At 38.8% G+C, this 17949-nt stretch carries 16 protein-coding genes; 9 read left to right on the top strand and 7 right to left on the bottom strand.

What is annotated here, in order from left to right; genetic code table 11:
- The first annotated feature begins 5 nt into the window (after positions 1 to 5).
- Positions 6 to 3419, top strand: a complete 3414-nt coding sequence (locus tag ABZ559_RS07380) for an Fn3-like domain-containing protein (protein WP_367007641.1) — start codon at positions 6 to 8, stop codon at positions 3417 to 3419.
- A gap of 236 nt (positions 3420 to 3655) precedes the next feature.
- Here the strand turns inward: ABZ559_RS07380 and ABZ559_RS07375 are convergent, their stop codons facing one another.
- Genes ABZ559_RS07375 through ABZ559_RS07365 form a run of 3 tightly spaced genes read right to left on the bottom strand, consistent with a single transcriptional unit; the run spans position 3656 to position 6097 of the window.
- Positions 3656 to 4003 carry a DUF1831 domain-containing protein gene (locus tag ABZ559_RS07375; protein WP_018376450.1) on the bottom strand — a complete coding sequence of 116 codons (348 nt, stop codon included), beginning with the start codon at positions 4001 to 4003 and terminating at the stop codon, positions 3656 to 3658.
- A gap of 1 nt (position 4004) precedes the next feature.
- Complete coding sequence (locus ABZ559_RS07370) at positions 4005 to 5120, bottom strand: cysteine desulfurase family protein (RefSeq protein ID WP_277290847.1); 1116 nt, start codon at positions 5118 to 5120, stop codon at positions 4005 to 4007.
- Between the two features lie 2 nt (positions 5121 to 5122).
- Positions 5123 to 6097 carry a ribose-phosphate diphosphokinase gene (locus ABZ559_RS07365; protein WP_026217208.1) on the bottom strand — a complete coding sequence of 325 codons (975 nt, stop codon included), beginning with the start codon at positions 6095 to 6097 and terminating at the stop codon, positions 5123 to 5125.
- 167 nt (positions 6098 to 6264) lie between these two features.
- Between ABZ559_RS07365 and ABZ559_RS07360 the strand changes: the two genes are divergently transcribed.
- Positions 6265 to 8052, top strand: coding sequence for a heavy metal translocating P-type ATPase (locus ABZ559_RS07360; RefSeq protein WP_367005744.1), 1788 nt, complete (start codon positions 6265 to 6267; stop codon positions 8050 to 8052).
- Between the two features lie 227 nt (positions 8053 to 8279).
- Here ABZ559_RS07360 and ABZ559_RS07355 read toward each other — a convergent pair whose 3' ends face one another.
- Positions 8280 to 8852 (bottom strand): CYTH domain-containing protein, encoded by a 573-nt coding sequence (locus ABZ559_RS07355; protein WP_367005741.1) that lies wholly within the window; start codon positions 8850 to 8852, stop codon positions 8280 to 8282.
- A 119-nt stretch (positions 8853 to 8971) separates the two neighbouring features.
- On the opposite strand from ABZ559_RS07355, the gene ABZ559_RS07350 reads away from it, so the two are divergent.
- The 5 genes from ABZ559_RS07350 to ABZ559_RS07330 all read left to right on the top strand — a co-directional run bounded on the left by ABZ559_RS07350 (position 8972) and on the right by ABZ559_RS07330 (position 13152).
- Positions 8972 to 9637: a GTP pyrophosphokinase family protein gene (locus ABZ559_RS07350; protein ID WP_026217126.1), complete on the top strand. Its 666-nt coding sequence runs from the start codon at positions 8972 to 8974 to the stop codon at positions 9635 to 9637.
- A complete protein-coding gene (locus ABZ559_RS07345) occupies positions 9612 to 10448 on the top strand; it encodes an NAD kinase (protein ID WP_018375584.1) in 837 nt (278 codons plus the stop codon). The genes ABZ559_RS07350 and ABZ559_RS07345 overlap by 26 nt, the downstream gene beginning before the upstream one ends.
- A complete protein-coding gene (locus ABZ559_RS07340) occupies positions 10445 to 11338 on the top strand; it encodes an RluA family pseudouridine synthase (RefSeq protein WP_367005739.1) in 894 nt (297 codons plus the stop codon). The genes ABZ559_RS07345 and ABZ559_RS07340 overlap by 4 nt, the downstream gene beginning before the upstream one ends.
- A gap of 10 nt (positions 11339 to 11348) precedes the next feature.
- On the top strand, positions 11349 to 12326 hold the full coding sequence (pta, locus tag ABZ559_RS07335; RefSeq protein WP_367005736.1) for a phosphate acetyltransferase: 978 nt from the start codon (positions 11349 to 11351) through the stop codon (positions 12324 to 12326).
- A gap of 70 nt (positions 12327 to 12396) precedes the next feature.
- Positions 12397 to 13152 carry an SDR family oxidoreductase gene (locus tag ABZ559_RS07330; RefSeq protein ID WP_367005734.1) on the top strand — a complete coding sequence of 252 codons (756 nt, stop codon included), beginning with the start codon at positions 12397 to 12399 and terminating at the stop codon, positions 13150 to 13152.
- Between the two features lie 3 nt (positions 13153 to 13155).
- Here the strand turns inward: ABZ559_RS07330 and ABZ559_RS07325 are convergent, their stop codons facing one another.
- The gene (locus ABZ559_RS07325) at positions 13156 to 13560 is read right to left on the bottom strand and encodes a sodium transporter (protein WP_277290842.1); all 405 of its coding nucleotides are present in this window, start codon (positions 13558 to 13560) and stop codon (positions 13156 to 13158) included.
- A gap of 81 nt (positions 13561 to 13641) precedes the next feature.
- On the opposite strand from ABZ559_RS07325, the gene ABZ559_RS07320 reads away from it, so the two are divergent.
- Positions 13642 to 14256 carry a DUF5052 family protein gene (locus ABZ559_RS07320; RefSeq protein WP_367005733.1) on the top strand — a complete coding sequence of 205 codons (615 nt, stop codon included), beginning with the start codon at positions 13642 to 13644 and terminating at the stop codon, positions 14254 to 14256.
- A 142-nt stretch (positions 14257 to 14398) separates the two neighbouring features.
- Positions 14399 to 15664 (top strand): NRAMP family divalent metal transporter, encoded by a 1266-nt coding sequence (locus ABZ559_RS07315; protein ID WP_018375578.1) that lies wholly within the window; start codon positions 14399 to 14401, stop codon positions 15662 to 15664.
- A gap of 53 nt (positions 15665 to 15717) precedes the next feature.
- Here the strand turns inward: ABZ559_RS07315 and ABZ559_RS07310 are convergent, their stop codons facing one another.
- Together ABZ559_RS07310 and ABZ559_RS07305 are read right to left on the bottom strand one after the other, a co-directional pair.
- Positions 15718 to 17160: an alpha-amylase gene (locus ABZ559_RS07310; protein ID WP_367005731.1), complete on the bottom strand. Its 1443-nt coding sequence runs from the start codon at positions 17158 to 17160 to the stop codon at positions 15718 to 15720.
- A 128-nt stretch (positions 17161 to 17288) separates the two neighbouring features.
- On the bottom strand, positions 17289 to 17945 hold the full coding sequence (locus tag ABZ559_RS07305) for an ABC transporter ATP-binding protein (RefSeq protein WP_367005730.1): 657 nt from the start codon (positions 17943 to 17945) through the stop codon (positions 17289 to 17291).
- Between the last annotated feature and the right edge of the window lie 4 nt (positions 17946 to 17949).

The raw sequence follows: 17949 nt of genomic DNA, 5'->3' as shown, positions 1-17949 counted from the left end.
GAATTGTGGATACACAGGCCGCAACGACAAAAGAACTCTATTTGACAGGTTCAGATGATTACAGTAGCATTACTCTTGGAAACGTCAAGGATAGCTTTAGCTTTGATGTCACTATCCATAACATTGGTAACAAAGATCAAAGACTGAAATATCTGACTAACCTTAATACCGATGGCGTTGAAAATGGAAAATTCACCCTCAAACCACGCTCACTGGCGACTATTGATGGCAATGATATTACTGTAAAAGCTAATAGTACAGCAACCGTTACTATCACAGTTGATGCATCAACCTTTGCCAAAGAACTTCAAGAACAAATGCCAAACGGTTACTATCTTGAAGGTTTTGTCCGTTTTGTTGATTCAGTAGATGGAGTTGATGTTGTCAGCATTCCTTACGTTGGCTTTAGAGGTAATTTCCAAGACCTTGCTGTTACAGAAAAAGCTATCTATAGTCTTGTGGCCGATGGTAAAGGCGGATTCTACTATCAAGTAAAAGACAATGTTGTTGCCACTAACGCTGATGTGACATCCCTCATCACAACAAGTTCGGAACCTGTTTACTCGGCTACCAGTACCATTTCTAACACACCCGGTACTTACAAGGTATTGGGAACGTTCGCCAATGATAGTGGTCAATACATCTTGAAATTAGATGATGGGAAAGCTCATCTTGCCATATCTCCAAATGGTGATGGGAATCAAGAATTATTGGCTTTTAGAGGCGTCTTCCTACGTAATTTCTCTGATCTAAGTGCTTCTGTTTATGCAGCAGATGACCAAGAACTAGCAAATCCACTTTGGGAAAGCCAATCTTCAGGTGGTGAGAAGAATTTTTATTCTGGAAATCCTGACCACCCAAAATCAAGTCTTATGTCCAATACATACTGGGTTGGCACCGATAATAAGGGACAAGACCTTCCAGATGGTCACTATAAGTATGTTTTGCGCTACTTACCAGATGTTCCTGGTGCAAAAGTTCAAGAAACTATTTTTGATGTCCTTATTGACCGTCAAGCTCCTGTTGTGACAACAGCTACTTTCAATGCAGATACACTTAACTTTAACCCTCGCGATGCTGTTGATAAAGGTGATTCAGGAATTTTCCGTGAACGCGTTTTCTATCTTGTCACTGATGAAAATGGTAATCAAAGTAAATTTGATATCAACGATAACACTGGAAAAATTCAACTCGTGGATGATAAGGTCTATGTTGAACAAGCCGCAGATGGCTCCTTCACTTTACCACTTGACAAGGCAGCAATCGGTAATTTCTATTATACTGTTGAAGACTACGCTGGAAATATTACATCTGCAAAAATCTCTGATTTAATTACCATTGGTAACAAGAATGGTCTTGTGCGTGTAAATGCGCGCGATATCGCTACTGATAATGAGACAGGAATTGATTTCTCTTATTCTGTCAAAGATGCTAAGGGACAAATCATTTCAGAGGTACCACGTTATGCTGGAAATAATGACATCTTGATTTTGCCATTTGGAACTTATACAATTGAGATGTTCTTGTATGACACTGACAGAGCAGTTTTGGTCGGTGAAACCAAGAAAACTATCACTATTTCAGAAACTAACAGTCTGGAAAATGTTAGCTTCTATGTCAACACCCTCCAAAGAGCTAATCTCTTAATTGACTTTGACAAGACCTTGCCAAAAGACACTGTTGTTGGAATAGTGTCTGAAAATGGCAAGACTTACCAACTTCCAGAAGCGCGTTACTCAGAAAGTGATTATGGTAAAGTTGTCTATGTTGGTAAATACAAATTGCTACTAAACCTACCTGATGGCTATGAACTGCTTGAAGACTCGACCTTTTCAGTAGTTGCTGGACGACCAAACAAGGTAAACTTTACTGTTATAGACAAGACAGGCTTGAAGGCAGAAGAAGAACAAGCCTCAGCAGTTGTAGACAACGCCCTTTATTACAATGCTTCTCCTGATAGGGTTGCTGCTTATGACAAGGCTCTGGCAGATGCTCAAAGCATACTCGTAGCTAAACGCAAACAAATTTATGTAGATGCCGCTCTTAAAGACCTCACAGATGCTCGCGCCGCTTTAAACGGGAAACCAACTGACTTTTCAGTTCTCACAAATGAAAGTCAGGCTTACGATATGATTCTTACGACACCAGCTTATTACAATGCGGATCCAGATAAACAAGTAGCCTATGACACCGTTAGACGTGCAGCACAGCTTGTTCTGGCGAATCCGAAAGCTAGTCAAGCGGAGGTAAATGATGTAACCGATGATTTGCTCAAGGCTCATCAAGCTCTTAATGGTCAAGTGACAGCTCTTACAGCATTACAGGCTGAATTAGCAAAACATGATGACTTGCTTTCTAGCCCAACATATTACAATGCGCAGCCAGATTTCCAAAAGGCTTATCGCACAGCCTATGCAGTGGCTCAGGAAGTTTTGAAGAAAGCAGATGCTCACCAACTAGAAGTTGATCAAGCTTTAAAAACGCTTCAAGTTGCTCGTGCTAATCTTGATGGCAAGCTTACTGTGATAAAGGAAAACTTGCTTTCAGCTTTGCTTGATGCTCAAAAAGCAGACATAAGAAATAAAACACCTGAAAGTCTTGAAGCTCTCAAGGTAGCTATAGATACTGCAACGGTTGTACGCTTTAAAGAGGATGCAAGTCAAGATGAAGTAGATGCTGCAACTCAGGCTCTTGAAAAAGCCATAGCAAGTCTAGTAAATCTAATTACAAAAGTCCCTGCTGTCGCTCCGACTGCCGATGAAAAACCAGAAGCAGTTATCACAGAGCGAGACATTGCCTACACTAGTCGCATAGTAGAAGATCCAAATTTGCCTGAAGGAACACGGCAGGTCCTCATCAAAGGACATAATGGACTTCGCCGTCTTGTTAGTGTTAACGGAAAAGTTATGATTGATGAAGTTGTGACTGAAGCGGTAGAAGAGCTTATTTTAGTCGGTACTAAAAAAGAGCCTGTACCAACACAATCGGAACAAGTCAACAAGAGCGGCTTGTATAAATTAGTCAGTCAATCAGATGAATTTAAACGCACATCCGCAAGTTACCAAAATGCAAGTGCATCCGCTAAATCAGCATATAATCAAGCTCTTCGAGTAGCTCAAGCTATTTTAGCAGATGCTAATACGAATCAGATACAGATAGATGAAGTACTAGCAAACCTTGAAGAGGCTAAGGCTAGTCTTGATGGTCAAACAAACTTTGGAGAACAAAACATTGTTACCCAACCTGTCACTTTGACTCCTAAACCACGAGTAGAGCAAACGCAAGCTAGTCCGATAAAAGAGCGGGCAAACGACACCTTGCCAACAACTGGTGACCAAAGCACCCCCATCTTAATCAGTTTGTTCGGTATAATGCTGACATTCTTTAGTTTCTCAGAAATTCGTAAACGTCAGCACTAATGCGTTGAAGATTCAGAGAATACAGTCTGTATCAATAAGATGTAGATAGAACTAATGTCCATCACACATCAAGGTAATAACAACTTATTTTGATTATCAAAGAGTAAAGCTTCACTATTTCATAATTAAAACAAGCTCTCAGACTAGTGGGAGCTTGTTTTTTGGGAATAATAAAAATTCCCTCCTAAAGGGGAGGAAAACGAAAATTTATCATGATCAAACGAAATACGTCGATCTCATATTTCTTTTTTAGTAAAAATTCCTCGTTCAACAAGGCTATCCATGAGGAAGTAGAACTTATCTTGAAGAATTTTATGGTCAGCTGACTTGAAAATATTAACCGAACGAAGACCCGATTTGTCCGTAATCATCAATTTAAAGCCGTTTAAATCCTTATTGATAGTAATTTTCAAAGGGAAACCATCATTTGAATTTGGAATGGTCTCTAGCAGGCGCGTCAATTCGTAATTGCCGATTTTTGTTTGTACAAAAGTATTATCGCGAAGTGTGTATTTTTTAACATTTGGGCTAATAGCATAGCTGTAACGGCAATCAGTCAATTTAATTTCTTTTTCAAAAGCCATCTTAATTTCCTACAATTTCTTTTAATTTTCTTGAAAAGAGACGAACTTCATCAATTGTGTTCATCTCAGAAAAGCTAACACGGATAGACTCAGTTAAACGTGGAGAATCTGCACCATAAATACTAGATAGTACATGACTAGGATCAACAGTTCCAGCTGTACAAGCAGAGCCAGTAGAAACTGCAAACCCCGCTAAGTCTAGTTGTGTCAACAAAATGCCATTATTTTTATTAGGAAAACCAATGTTAATGACATGAGGAAGAGTTACATCGCTACCATTGATGTAATAATTGAGGTTTCCTAACTCATCAATAAAAGTTTGATGAAGCTCTTGGACATGTTGATAATTATCTTTTAAATTATCGTGACTGTCTTTTAATGCTTGAGCCAAGCCGGCTATACCTACCATATTTTCAGTGCTGGCACGACGTTTTTCTTCTTGCTCACCTCCATGAAGTAAATTGTCAAAGGGCAAAGCATTGGCATAGAGCAATCCTATACCTTTAGGACCATGAAATTTATGAGCAGAAGCAGATAGAAAATCAATACCTAATGATTCTGGAGCCAAAGGAAGTTTTCCAGCAACCTGAACAGCATCAACATGGAAAACAGCTTGGTGTCCTCGTAAGATTTGACCAATATCTGCGATAGGGAAAATATCCCCCGTCTCGTTATTAGCATACATGATTGAGACCAAAATGGTATCTTCACGAAGCGCTTCTCTGACCTGTTGGGCTGTAATTTGACCATTTTCAGGTTTCAAGTAGGTGACTTCAAATCCAAAGCGATGTTCGAGGTATTCCATAGTATGAAGTACGGAGTGGTGCTCAAGAGTAGTTGTGATTAAATGCTTTCCCTTGTTCTGATTAGCAAGAGCATAGCCTTTGATGGCTGTATTGTTGCTCTCGGTACCGCCAGAGGTGAAGATAATATGACGAGGTTTAGTATTTAAAATATCAGCTATTGTTTGTCGATAGCTACGTAAGCGCCGATTAGCCTTGCGGCCATAGGTATGAATACTGGAAGGATTTCCGAAGTCTGTTGTCATAACCTGAGTCATAGCTTGAATAACAGATGGTGTCAAAGCTGTTGTCGCTGCATTATCGAGATAAACCATGCTTAATCCTCGTCTTTAGAATTATAAGCAAATAGCGGACTCAAGGGTTCACGACGTTGAATTCGGATAAGTGCATCGCCCATCAAATCACCAGCTGAAAGGTATTTTAAGTTGTGAGGAGTACGTTCTTTGGTAAGTACAGAGTCTGTCACCACAATTTCCTTGATAGGTGCGGTGTCAAGGATTTCAGTAGCACCACCTGCAAAAAGTCCATGACTAGCAACAGCATAAACTTCGGTTGCGCCGCCACGTTCCAAAATTTTAGCGGCTTCAGCAAAAGTCTTACCTGTATTTAAAATATCATCGATAAGGATTGCTTTTTTACCTTCAACTTCACCAATAATATAACCTTCTTCGCGATGTGCATCATCTTGTGCATAGTCAATAATAGCGATAGGTGAGTCAAGGTATTCAGCTAAGCTTCTGGCACGTTTGATACCAGAATTTTTAGGGCTGACAACAACAACGTCCTCGCCTTTTAGACCAAGGTTGCAGTAATATTCTGCGAATAGAGGAATTGTGAAAAGATTATCAACAGGAATATCAAAAAATCCTTGCACTTGAACGGCATGTAAGTCAAGGGTAACAACGCGGTCAACTCCAGCCTTAACCAACATATTAGCTACTAATTTTGCTGTAATGGGTTCGCGTGATTTTGCAACACGGTCTTGACGTGAGTATCCAAAATATGGCATAACAACCGTCACAGTATTAGCACTGGCGCGTTTGCAAGCGTCAATCATGATAAGAAGTTCCCAAAGGTTATCGTTGACAGGGTAACTAGTTGATTGGATGATATAAATATCATCACCACGTACTGTCTCCTCAATATTAATCATGATTTCCCCATCAGAGAATTGTCGTGAAGAGACACGTCCCAAAGGAACGCCGGCTGCTGCAGCGATTTTCTCAGCGATTTCGATGTTTGAACTCAATGAAAATAGTTTAAGTTGTGGTGCGGCATAATATTCAGCCATGATGTTAGTGTGCTCCTTTAAATTGATATTCCTATTGTACCAAAAAAGATTAACTTTTTCACCATAATTTATCAAACAAATAGGTTGCATTTTTTCTCCTTATTTAGTATCATTCTAATTAAGAAAAAAGATATTTAGAATAATTCTAAATAAGAAAGGCGTTTTTTATGAATTTCAAAAAATTTTTAACGACCCTTGCCATTGGAGTTTTAGCTATCATAATGGATTTTGGTTTTAATAAATCTAATCTTGCTTTTATCATCGTAGCTATTGCAGGTGGTGTCGTGACTTTTAGCATGTTGATGGAAATGATTCGAACGCTGAAATCAGGCAAATATGGTGTGGATATTTTGGCTGTAACAGCTATCATATCAACCTTGTGTGTAGGAGATTATTGGGCAAGTCTGATGATTCTTGTCATGTTAACAGGCGGAGAAAGTTTAGAAGATTATGCTAGTCGCCAGGCACATAGAGAACTTCAAAGTTTGCTTGATAATTCGCCTCAAGTTGCCCATCGATTAAAAGATGGAAAATTTGACGATATTGAGGTCGATAAGGCTGAAATCGGAGATATTCTTCTGGTGAAACCCGGAGAATTAGTTCCCGTAGATGGTCAAATAGTTAAAGGTCAATCTAATTTTGATGAGTCTTCTTTGACTGGTGAATCTGTTTTAGCGGAAAAAGGGGTTGGCGATGACATCCTCTCTGGCTCTATTAATGGAGACCAATCCATTCAATTTGAAGTAACCAAGTTGGCCAAAGACAGTCAATACCAACTTTTAGTACAATTGGTTAAGCAATCTGAAAATGAATCTGCCCCATTTGTTCGTCTTGCAGATAGGTATGCTGTACCTTTTACCATCGCTGCCTACTTAATCGGAGGAATCGCTTGGTTTGTAACCCAAAATCCAGTTCGCTTTGCCCAAGTTTTAGTTGTTGCTTCGCCATGCCCTTTGATTCTCTCTGCTCCAGTGGCTATGGTAGCAGGAATGAGCCGTTCTAGCAAAAATGGTATTATCGTAAAAACAGGAACAACTTTGGAAAAATTATCACGAGCAAAATCCATTGCTTTTGATAAGACGGGAACCCTCACTCAGGGACAGTTGCAAGTGGATAAAATCATTCCACATGGTATTGATAGTGAAGAACTCTTAATTTTAGCCGCTAGTGTTGAGCAAGAATCGTCTCACATTTTGGCACGTTCGCTATTAACATATGTACAAGCTCAAAACATCACCATTCGGTCGGCCCTTGATGCCAAGGAGATTACTGCACAAGGAATTCAAGCTCTAATTGGAAGTGATTTGGTTAAGGTAGGTAAACTCAGCCTCATGCCAGAGAGTGCTAAAGATTTTGCCACCAATCAAACGACTATTTATGTTTCTAAAAATAATCAGTTCATTGGTTACATTAGTTTTAAAGATGCTATTCGTCCAGAGTCCAAACAAACCATCGAAAATCTAAAAGCACAGGGGATCAAACGTGTTATCATGCTGACAGGGGACAAGTCGGAAGTGGCGAATGCAGTAGCGAAAGAAGTCGGTATTGACGAAGTCAAGGCAGACTGTTTACCAAGTGATAAAATTGCACGTTTGAAAGAAACTAAAGAGGATGAACGCCCTATTATTATGGTGGGAGATGGCGTTAATGATGCACCAGCTCTCGCAATTGCAGATGTCGGGCTTGCTATGGGAGCTCACGGTTCCACAGCAACCAGTGAGAGTGCTGATGCTGTCATATTGAAAGATGATTTGAGTAAAGTTGCACAGGCTATCAAGATTTCTCAAGATACTCTTCGAGTTGCAAAACAATCTGTTCTAGCAGGCTTATTGATTTGTTTGATACTTATGCTCATTGCAAGTACAGGTGTCATCCCTACTTTACTCGGTGCAATGCTTCAAGAAGTGGTGGATACCGTTTCTATTTTGTCAGCTCTTCGAGCCCGCAAAGATTAAATAACCCCCATCCGTAAGGATAGGGGATTTTTTATAGCCAATAGAGATTTATCTAAACTATAACAGGAAGTAGTATATGCTCAGCGATGATTTGATGTGAGTAAAGCATCTATGAACAGCGTAGGATTGGAATTATTGGATTGGTCAAAGACAATAAAACTTCTCCTAGCCACTGCGACTTATGGAAAGAAACGAAAAATTCTAGACTGAAACTCCGACATTTGGATTTAGTTATTACGGTTAAGCGTGACACTAAAGCGCGCTACTTTACTTTTGGCGTACTTAAAGTTAATGTTGTGTTCGGATAAAAAGGTATCAAAATCCGCCTTTCCTTTTTCAGCATTTGAAACTTCTAGTTCCAATTCGTAATCCTTAATATCAGCATATTGATTGCTATCTAACGCCATAAGTCCTATTTTGGTCATGGTTTCACGCCTAGTGGTTGTGAGGTGTCCAAAGTTACTCAACTCTTTTATATTGACTCCTTTAGTGGAAATCAATTGAGTAATAGCGTTATCTGGAAGATTCCCAGATTTAATTATTTCTCTGGCCTCTTCCAAAGTTAGGTCAATATTATATTCTAAATTTCCAACTTCTTCAGGTATTTTTAAAGTTAGCTCAGCCTGATCAGGGAGAGTTCTGATGCGCAGTGACATGCGATTAGTTTTCATGTCAAAGTTTTTAGTGTCAAAATAGTAGTTTGTTTGAGTAACAGGAGTCACATGAGAAAATAGAGTTGATAGACGTTGAAACTCGTCTTTATTCAGTAAGGTTTTATATTCAATTTCAAGATGTGTCATGGGAGTTTCCCTCTCTAATTGTAATCTTTTTATGGTATAATAAATTATTATAATCATTTTATACAAAAGATGGACTTTTGACAAGGATAGGAGATATGATTAACAAAGGAATTAAAGGTATGGAGTGGGAAGTTTTCCTAGATCCGTATATACAAGCTGTGGGTGAATTAAAAATAAAGTTGCGAGGTATCCGAAAACAATTTCGCAAACAAAATCGTCACTCTCCAGTTGAATTTGTAACTGGTCGGGTAAAATCCGTTGAAAGCATAAAAGAAAAAATGTCGCTTAGAGGTATCAAACCAGAAAATGTAGCTCAAGATTTACAAGACATAGCAGGGCTACGCATCATGGTTCAGTTTGTAGATGATGTGGATGAGGTTTTGGCACTTTTGCGGCAACGTCAAGACATGAAAATCATCCAAGAACGTGACTACATTAACCATATGAAGTCCAGCGGTTATCGTTCCTACCATGTCATTATTGAGTATCCAGTTGATACCATAAACGGTAGAAAGACGGTGCTAGCGGAGATACAAATTCGAACTCTGGCTATGAATTTTTGGGCTACCATTGAACATTCCCTAAACTATAAGTATCAGGGAGAGTTTCCGCAAGAAATTAAGCAACGTTTGGAGACGACGGCTAAAATTGCTCTTGAATTGGATGAAGAAATGCGCAAAATTCGGGAAGATATCAGAGAAGCGCAGCTTTTATTTGATGCAGAAAATAGAAAACTAAGTGATGGTGTGGGAAATAGTGATGACACAGATGAATATTACCGGTAGAGCAACACGAGTTGCTATTATTTCAAATAATAAATATCAGAGTAAGCGTGTTGCCTCTAAACTTTTTGCTACTTTTAAAGAGGATAAGGATTTTTATCTTTCTAAAAAAAATCCTGATATTGTTATTTCCATCGGAGGGGATGGGATGCTTTTATCAGCCTTCCATATGTACGAAAAAGAGTTGGATCGGGTGCGATTTGTTGGTGTTCATACGGGACATCTAGGATTCTATACCGATTACCGTGATTTCGAGGTGGACAAGTTAATTGAAAATCTGAGGGCTGATAAGGGTGAAATGATCTCATATCCAACTTTGAAGGTTCACATTACTTTGGAAGATGGACGTATTTTTACAGCTCGTGCATTTAACGAGGCTACCGTCAAGCGCATAGAAAAGACAATGGTGGCAGATGTTATTATTAATAAGGTCAAATTTGAACGTTTTCGCGGTGATGGACTGTCTGTCTCTACGCCAACAGGAAGCACAGCTTATAATAAGTCTTTGGGCGGGGCTATTTTACATCCAACCATGGAGGCTTTACAACTAACCGAAATCTCGAGTATTAATAACAGGGTTTATCGGACCGTAGGTTCTTCCATGATTATTCCTAAAAAAGATCACATTGAGATTGTGCCTAAACGTCAAGGTGTCTATACTGTTTCGATTGATAATAAAACCATGCATTATAAAAATGTTGTCAAGGTGGAGTATTGGATTGGCTCTAAGACAATAAACTTTGTAGCTACACCATTTCACACTAGTTTTTGGGAGCGTGTCAAGGATGCCTTTATAGGAGATTTAGACTCGTGAAATTTTCATATATTGCTGATCGACGTACAAAAGTGAAAACTTTTTTAAAAAGCCATGATGTCTCAAAAGCACTGCTAGCTAAGGTAAAATTCATGGGAGGAAATATCTGGGTAAATGGTGTTGAGCAAAATGCCATTTATTTGTTGGAGGTTGGTGATCTTGTCACCATTGAAATTCCTGATGAAGAGGCTTTTGAAAACCTTGAGCCCATAAAACATGATTTAACTATTGTTTATGAGGACGATCACTTTTTAATCATTAACAAACCTCATGGAATAGCAAGTATTCCCAGTGTTTTGCACTCCAACACCATGGCAAATTTTGTTAAAAATTATTATTTAGAACAAGATTATCCCAATAAGCAGGTGCATATTGTCACACGACTAGACAAGGATACCAGTGGTCTTATGTTGTTTGCCAAACACGGCTATGCGCATGCTAGACTTGATAAACAACTGCAGCAAAAACTGATTGAGAAACGCTATTATGCTCTAGTTTCTGGGCAAGGTGTTCTGCCTGATCAAGGAGAAATCATTGCTCCAATAGCTAGGCCAGAAGATAGCATCATTACACGTTGCGTTCACCCTTCTGGTAAATATGCTCATACTAGTTTTCAGGTCATTGAGCGTTTTGGCGATGTAGCTTTGGTAGATATTAGATTACACACTGGTCGCACCCATCAAATACGTGTTCATTTTTCACATATTGGCTTTCCCCTCTTGGGTGATGACCTATATGGTGGACGTATGGATCTTGGAATTGAGCGTCAGGCTTTGCATTGCCATTTTCTAAAATTTACAGATCCCTTTACAAAAAAAGAGAATTCACAAACTATTCACTTGACAGATGATTTTGATAGCGTTATCATAGATTTGCAAAAAAATTTGTAGAGGTGTATAAATGCGTAGTTTATTTGGTGATTTACGTGGAAAAATTGTTGGGAAGAACATTAAAATCGTCTTTCCTGAGGGCATTGATGAGCGCGTTGTTCGTGCTGCAGCTCGTTTAAAATTCGAAGGCTTGGTTGAGCCTATTATCCTAGGGGAACCAGCAGCAGTTCGTAACTTGCTGTCATCTTTCGGTTTTGCAGATCCCGGAATCACAATCATTAACCCAGAAGACTATCCTGAATACGAGGAGATGAAGCAGAAGTTCGTTGAACTTCGCAAGGGTAAAGCTACACTTGAAGATGCTGACAGATTACTTCATGATGTCAATTATTTTGGAGTTATGCTAGTTCAATTAGGATTAGCAGATGGCATGGTTTCAGGTGCTATCCACTCAACAGCCGAGACAGTTCGTCCAGCCTTACAGATTATTAAGACTAAACCAGGTATTTCAAGGACTTCAGGTGTGTTCTTAATGAGTCGGGAAAATACGCATGAACGTTACATTTTTGCAGATTGTGCTATTAACATTGATCCCTCTGCTAAAGAATTAGCGGAAATTGCTGTTAACACAGCCGAGACAGCTCGCATTTTTGAATTCAATCCTAAAGTAGCTATGTTGAGTTTTTCAACAATGGGAAGTGCTAGTGCACCACAGGTGGAAAAAGTTCAAGAAGCTACAAAATTGGCAAAAGAAATGGCTCCAGATTTGGCTTTAGATGGTGAAATGCAATTTGATGCCGCCTTTGACGAAATAACAGCAAAAATTAAGGCACCATTTAGTCCCGTTTCTGGTCAAGCCAATATCTTTATCTTCCCAGATTTACAATCTGGAAACATTGGTTACAAGATTGCGCAACGTCTGGGAATGTTTGATGCGATTGGACCAGTCTTGCAGGGACTCAACAAGCCAGTAAATGACCTTTCTCGTGGTTGCTCAGCAGACGATGTTTACAAGTTAGCTATTATCACAGCAGCTCAAGCTGTTTAAGAGTAAAAAATCAAACGACAAAAGCCACTGTTGTCTAAACAGGGCTTTTGCTTTACAGGGAGGAATTTAAATGACAAAAATTGCACTTGTTACAGGAGCTTCGGCTGGTTTTGGTGCGGCGATTGCAAGGCGTTTGATTACAGATGGCTATAAAGTCATAGGCGTAGCTCGACGTTTGGAAAAATTAGAGAGCTTGTATATCACCTTCGGAGATAACTTTTACCCCTTGCAGATGGATGTCTCTCTTCCGGAGAATATTGATGTAGCGCTAGCCTCTTTGCCAGTAGAGTGGCAGCAGATAGACCTTCTAGTCAACAATGCTGGTTTGGCACTAGGTTTAGACAAGGCCTATCAAGCGGATTTTTCAGACTGGCTCACCATGATTAACACTAATATTGTGGGGTTAGCGTATTTGACACGTCAGGTGTTACCACAAATGGTAGATAGAAATAGCGGTATGATTATCAATTTAGGATCTACTGCGGGAACTGTTCCCTATCCTGGAGCCAATGTTTATGGAGCTTCAAAAGCTTTTGTTAAACAATTTTCCCTCAATCTGCGGGCCGATTTAGCCGGGACAAAAATTCGTGTTACCAATATCGAGCCTGGACTTTGCGAGGGGACCGAGTTTTCCAATATCCGTTTTAAAGGTGATAACCAAAGAGCCGAGGCTCTTTATCAGGGAGCTCATGCTATCAGGCCTGAGGATATTGCAAACACTGTTTCATGGATTGCTAGCCAACCTGAGCATTTGAATGTGAACCGTATCGAAATAATGCCAGTGTCTCAAAGTTTTGGTCCTCAACCTGTTTTTCGTGATGAGTAATCGCTAGAGTTCATCAAAAATCTCACCTTTGATGGAAGCTCCAGATGTGGTATCTGACCAACCAACAATAGCCTGACCAGACTCTTTAAGGTAGGTGCCCAGTAGTGGTCTCATATCCTGAACATAGGCATAAACACCTTGACATTGCTTTTGATCATCGAAAAGTAGTTGAAAAGACTGCATGAAAATCTGGTTAAAAGAGTCATTAGGAATTTGAAAATGAAGGCTACCATCGGGAGAATTCTGCAAATCCTGCCAAATCCAATCGGCCAAGATAGGATCATCTTGGCTGGGGAAAAAGCTGCCATCAGCTCTGCCATTAGAATAAATCAATTGTCTGTTTTGATCATAAAATGCTGCTCGATAAGGCAAATTGTCCAAAAAATTTTCAAGTTGATTGCTTAACATGTTTTAATCATAGTCAATTCTTTTAAAAAATGCAAAAAAAGTGATTTGATGCTATACTTATGAAAAGAAAAGGAGAACTTTATGAATAAGAAGTATCAAATTTTGGTAGTATTAAGCCTTAGTTTGCTTTTTCTGACGGGGTGTCAGAGCATTGGAAATTTTTTTAAAACAACACAAGAACAGTTTCTAGGCCTATCTGGAACGCTTCGCACTTTTGATGAAAATTCTCAAGTCATTGATAAAATTAGTGGAAAATCTATTTCAATTGAAAGTGATGATCGTTTTGATATAACTGATGAAAATGGTGATGTTAGTAAAGAATCCTCAGTACTCGATATTACGGTTGGTGGTAGCCAAGTTATCCATGTAGGGTCAACTCTCATTTTTGCTGAAAATGGCCTAACAGATTATATGGAAAAATATTCAGACAAAGTCAATATTAGTACAGAAAATCGATCTTTACCTTTTGTCAATCGTTTTTTCAATCAAATAAAAAATGACATTAGCGGTGAGAGTAAGCTAATTTTAGTCCGTTCTCAGACGGGAACTCCCTTAGCAACCTATTTTGGCAAGCGTGTTTCGACATCAGCTCCAGATGGTATTCCCAATACAACCTATTTATTAGTTGATGGTAAGCGATTAATTATTTACCGTGCTGATTTTACTATTTATGACACGGATTTGTTGGATAGCTGAGCCTATATTTTTGAAGGTGTTGAAAAACACCTTTTTTATTCTGAAAACTTCCAGAAAATCCATTGACAGGCAAGTAAATCCATTGTATAATGAACTTTGCAATTCAGAATTATCTGAAAATTGAAAAAGAAGAGGTTTTTATATGTCTGAACATTCAGCAACTCAACACAATTCCACATGGCAAACAAAATTGAAAGCTCTAGGACCAGGTATCTTAATGGCTTCTGCAGCTGTCGGCGGCTCACATATTGTTTCCTCGACCCAAGCGGGTGCGCTTTATGGATGGCAATTAGCTATTCTGGTACTTTTAATCAATCTATTCAAATATCCGTTTTTCCGTTTTGGATCACAATATACAGCAGAAAATGGGAAAAACTTGATTGAAGGCTACGCTGAAAAAGGCAAGGCTTACCTCCTTGTTTATTTCGTTTTAAATGTCTTTTCAGCTATTGTTAATACTGCGGGTGTCGGAATCCTTTGTGCTGCCATTGTTGCTAGCGCTTTACCATCCTCAATTGCATTGACGACGGGTCAGCTAACCTCAATTATCATTGTTATTATTTGGGGAATGCTTTTATTAGGAGGGTATCGTTTCCTTGATGGTTTATCAAAATGGATTATGACAGCACTAACTCTGGCAACAGTAGCAGCGGTAGTTATTGCTCTTTTCCAGCATCGGGAATATGCTCCGGATTTCGTTGTGACATCTCCTTGGCAAATGGCTGCTTTGCCATTTCTTGTATCCCTTATGGGATGGATGCCTGCACCTATCGAAATTTCGACAATCAATTCACTTTGGTCTGTTGAAAAACGAAAAACCGTTGACTTTAACGAAGAGGATGCTTTGTTTGATTTTAATGTTGGCTACATTGGAACAGCTATCCTCGCCTTCTTTTTCCTTGCTCTAGGTGCTCTCATCCAATATGGTAACGGCGAACCTGTTCAAGGTGCTTCAGCAGCCTATATTGCTCAATTTGTTAGTATGTACGCCTCTGCTCTGGGAGCTTGGGCTAAACCATTGATTACCTTTATCGCTTTCTTGTGTATTTTTGGTACAGTTATCACCGTTATTGATGGTTATTCACGCGCAAATGATGAAGCACTGCGCTTGCTTGTTGGCAAAAAAGGGACTAGTCAAAAATCCCTCGCAACTTGGATGACTTTAACGTCAATTCTTGGTTTAGTTATTGTCTATGGTTTTTCTGGACAAGTTGCTATTATGCTTCGATTTGCAATGATTGCCTCCTTCATCACAACGCCATTCTTCGCATACCTTAATTACAGCTTAGTTAATAATAAAGAACATCAGGTCAAAGGTTGGCTTAAGTGGTTGTCCATTGCTGGGTTGATTTATCTATTTGGTTTCGCCATTTTCTTTATTTATGCATGGTTGTCAGGTAATATTTAAGACATATTTGATAAAACAAGTTCCTCACGTAAGGAACTTGTTTTGATTTGAAATTAACTAATTGGCCCCCATACGCTCACTGATTTAGCTGAAACGTGGAAATCAGCCCAACCATCTTCGGCTATAGTAATTCTTTCTGAAGAGTTACCTAAGTAATCAATAAATATAGCACTAGCCCATTTCTCACCAACAAACATTCTCTTTTTAGTGTCATCTTTGTTACTGATGAGCAAGGCAATTGGTGAATGACCTAATCGTGTCCAACCGATGCAATTTGGATCATCAAAATAATTTTGTTGAGGACCATAAGCAAAATCTCGACGGAGTTCCAAAAGTTTATCAATTATTTTTTGGAAAGAAGATTGGGCAAAGTCTCCCTTTATACCATAATAGTCACCATAAAAAATGCAAGGTAATCCATCTTCGTGTAATAAAATCAGTGCATACGCAGCTGGTTTAAACCACTCTTCAACGGTAGATTCCAAGGCTTGTCCACGTTGTGTATCATGATTATCAACAAAAGTAACTGCAGACTGAGGATGATTTTGAAGCAAGCTGTCATCAAAAATATTTCTCAAATCGTAGTTCTCAACTTGTTTACTTGCATCAAATAAATTTTGGTGTAGTCTGGTATCAATTAAATCAAACTTATAGTCAATACTTTCTAAATAGTTATCATTTGACTCTTTATCGGGGTTCCAAAATTCACCAAAAACATAAAAGTCCTCACCATATTTTATATTCATATCTCGAATGAAATTACGCATGAAGAAGGAGTCAATATGCTTAACGGCATCTAAACGAAAACCTAACACTCCTGTAGTTTGAATAAACCAATCAGCCCAATCATAAATATTTTTAATGACTTCTGGGTGTTTAAAATCCAAATCAGCATACATTAGATAGTCATAATTTCCATTTTCACCATCAACTAAATCATTGTTTGCCCACCCTTTGTTGTCACCTTGTATTTGGTAAATACCAGATTTTCCTGTTTTTGCGTCATAGTCAGTCCCCGTAAAATGATACCAGTGCCATTTAAAATCATTATAGGTATTTTGACGTCCATCGAAGGTAAATGAGGTCCAACCTTGAATTTCAAATGGTTCTGAAAGAATCTTTGTGCGGTCGTTAGGGTCAACTTCAACAACAGTGAAGCGTTCTGTATGGTCTGCAGATGCCTTATGATTAAGAATAATATCTGCCATAGGAATAATCCCGTGTGCTTTTAGCGATGCAATTGCCTCAAGATATTCATTTTTAAAGCCATACTTAGTGCGAATTGTTCCTTTCTGGTCAAATTCTCCTAAATCAAATAGATCATAAACGCCGTATCCTACATCAGCAGAAGAAGTACCTTTAAAAGCTGGTGGCATCCAAATGTGGCTAATCCCTTTATCAGCCAAATGCGGTGCATCATTTGCCAAACGTTGCCAATGTTTTCCATCATTTGGTAGATACCATTCAAAATATTGCATCAAAGTTTGATTTTTCATAATTATTCTCTTTTCGCCATAGTTTCTTAACTTACATTTTAGCAGAATATCACAAATACGCAACCGTTTGCTCATTGACTTTAATTATTACTAAAACATCCCCTTCGTTAAAAGAGGGGATGTTGAGTTTAGACTTGTGTAAAAACCTTTTTCTTGAGTTCAAAGGTAATATCAGTTTCTTGAGCGACAGCTGCTTCGTGTGTAACGATAATAACAGTTTTATTTTGTTCATGCGCAATCGCCTTGAAAATTTTAACGATGCCTTGTGTGGTTTCTTCATCAAGATTTCCAGTTGGCTCATCAGCGATAATTAAATCATGTCCGGTTGCTAACGCTCTGACAATTGCCACGCGTTGCTGCTGACCACCTGAAAGTTGAAGTACAGGTTTATCAATTAACTCGTTACTGATGCCAACGGACTCAAAGAGAGTTTCAATCTGCTTGCGATCTCCTTTTCTACCAGAGATTTCCAAGGCAGTTTGAACATTTTGACGAGCAGTCATGTAAGTTATGAGGTTGTATGACTGAAAGATAGTAGAGACAGAATTTCTGCGATAATTATTTAATCCGGCTTTAGCAATATCAGTATCATCTAGGAAAATTTTTCCCCTTTTTGGTGTATTCAGGCCTGCCAACAAAGATAAAAAGGTTGTTTTTCCACTTCCTGATTGTCCGAGAATGGCATAGACTTTCCCTTTTTCAAAAGTTAAATTCACCTCTTTAAACAAATAATCGTCTGGATTGTTTGTGTACCAATAGCCTAAATCTTGTGTTCGTAATGTCATGCTA

The sequence above is a fragment of the Streptococcus sp. ZY19097 genome (assembly GCF_040731245.1).
GTDB classification, from domain to species: domain Bacteria; phylum Bacillota; class Bacilli; order Lactobacillales; family Streptococcaceae; genus Streptococcus; species Streptococcus orisratti.
Note: the sequence above shows the minus strand (reverse complement) of the source record. Positions and strands in the feature narration are given on the sequence as shown.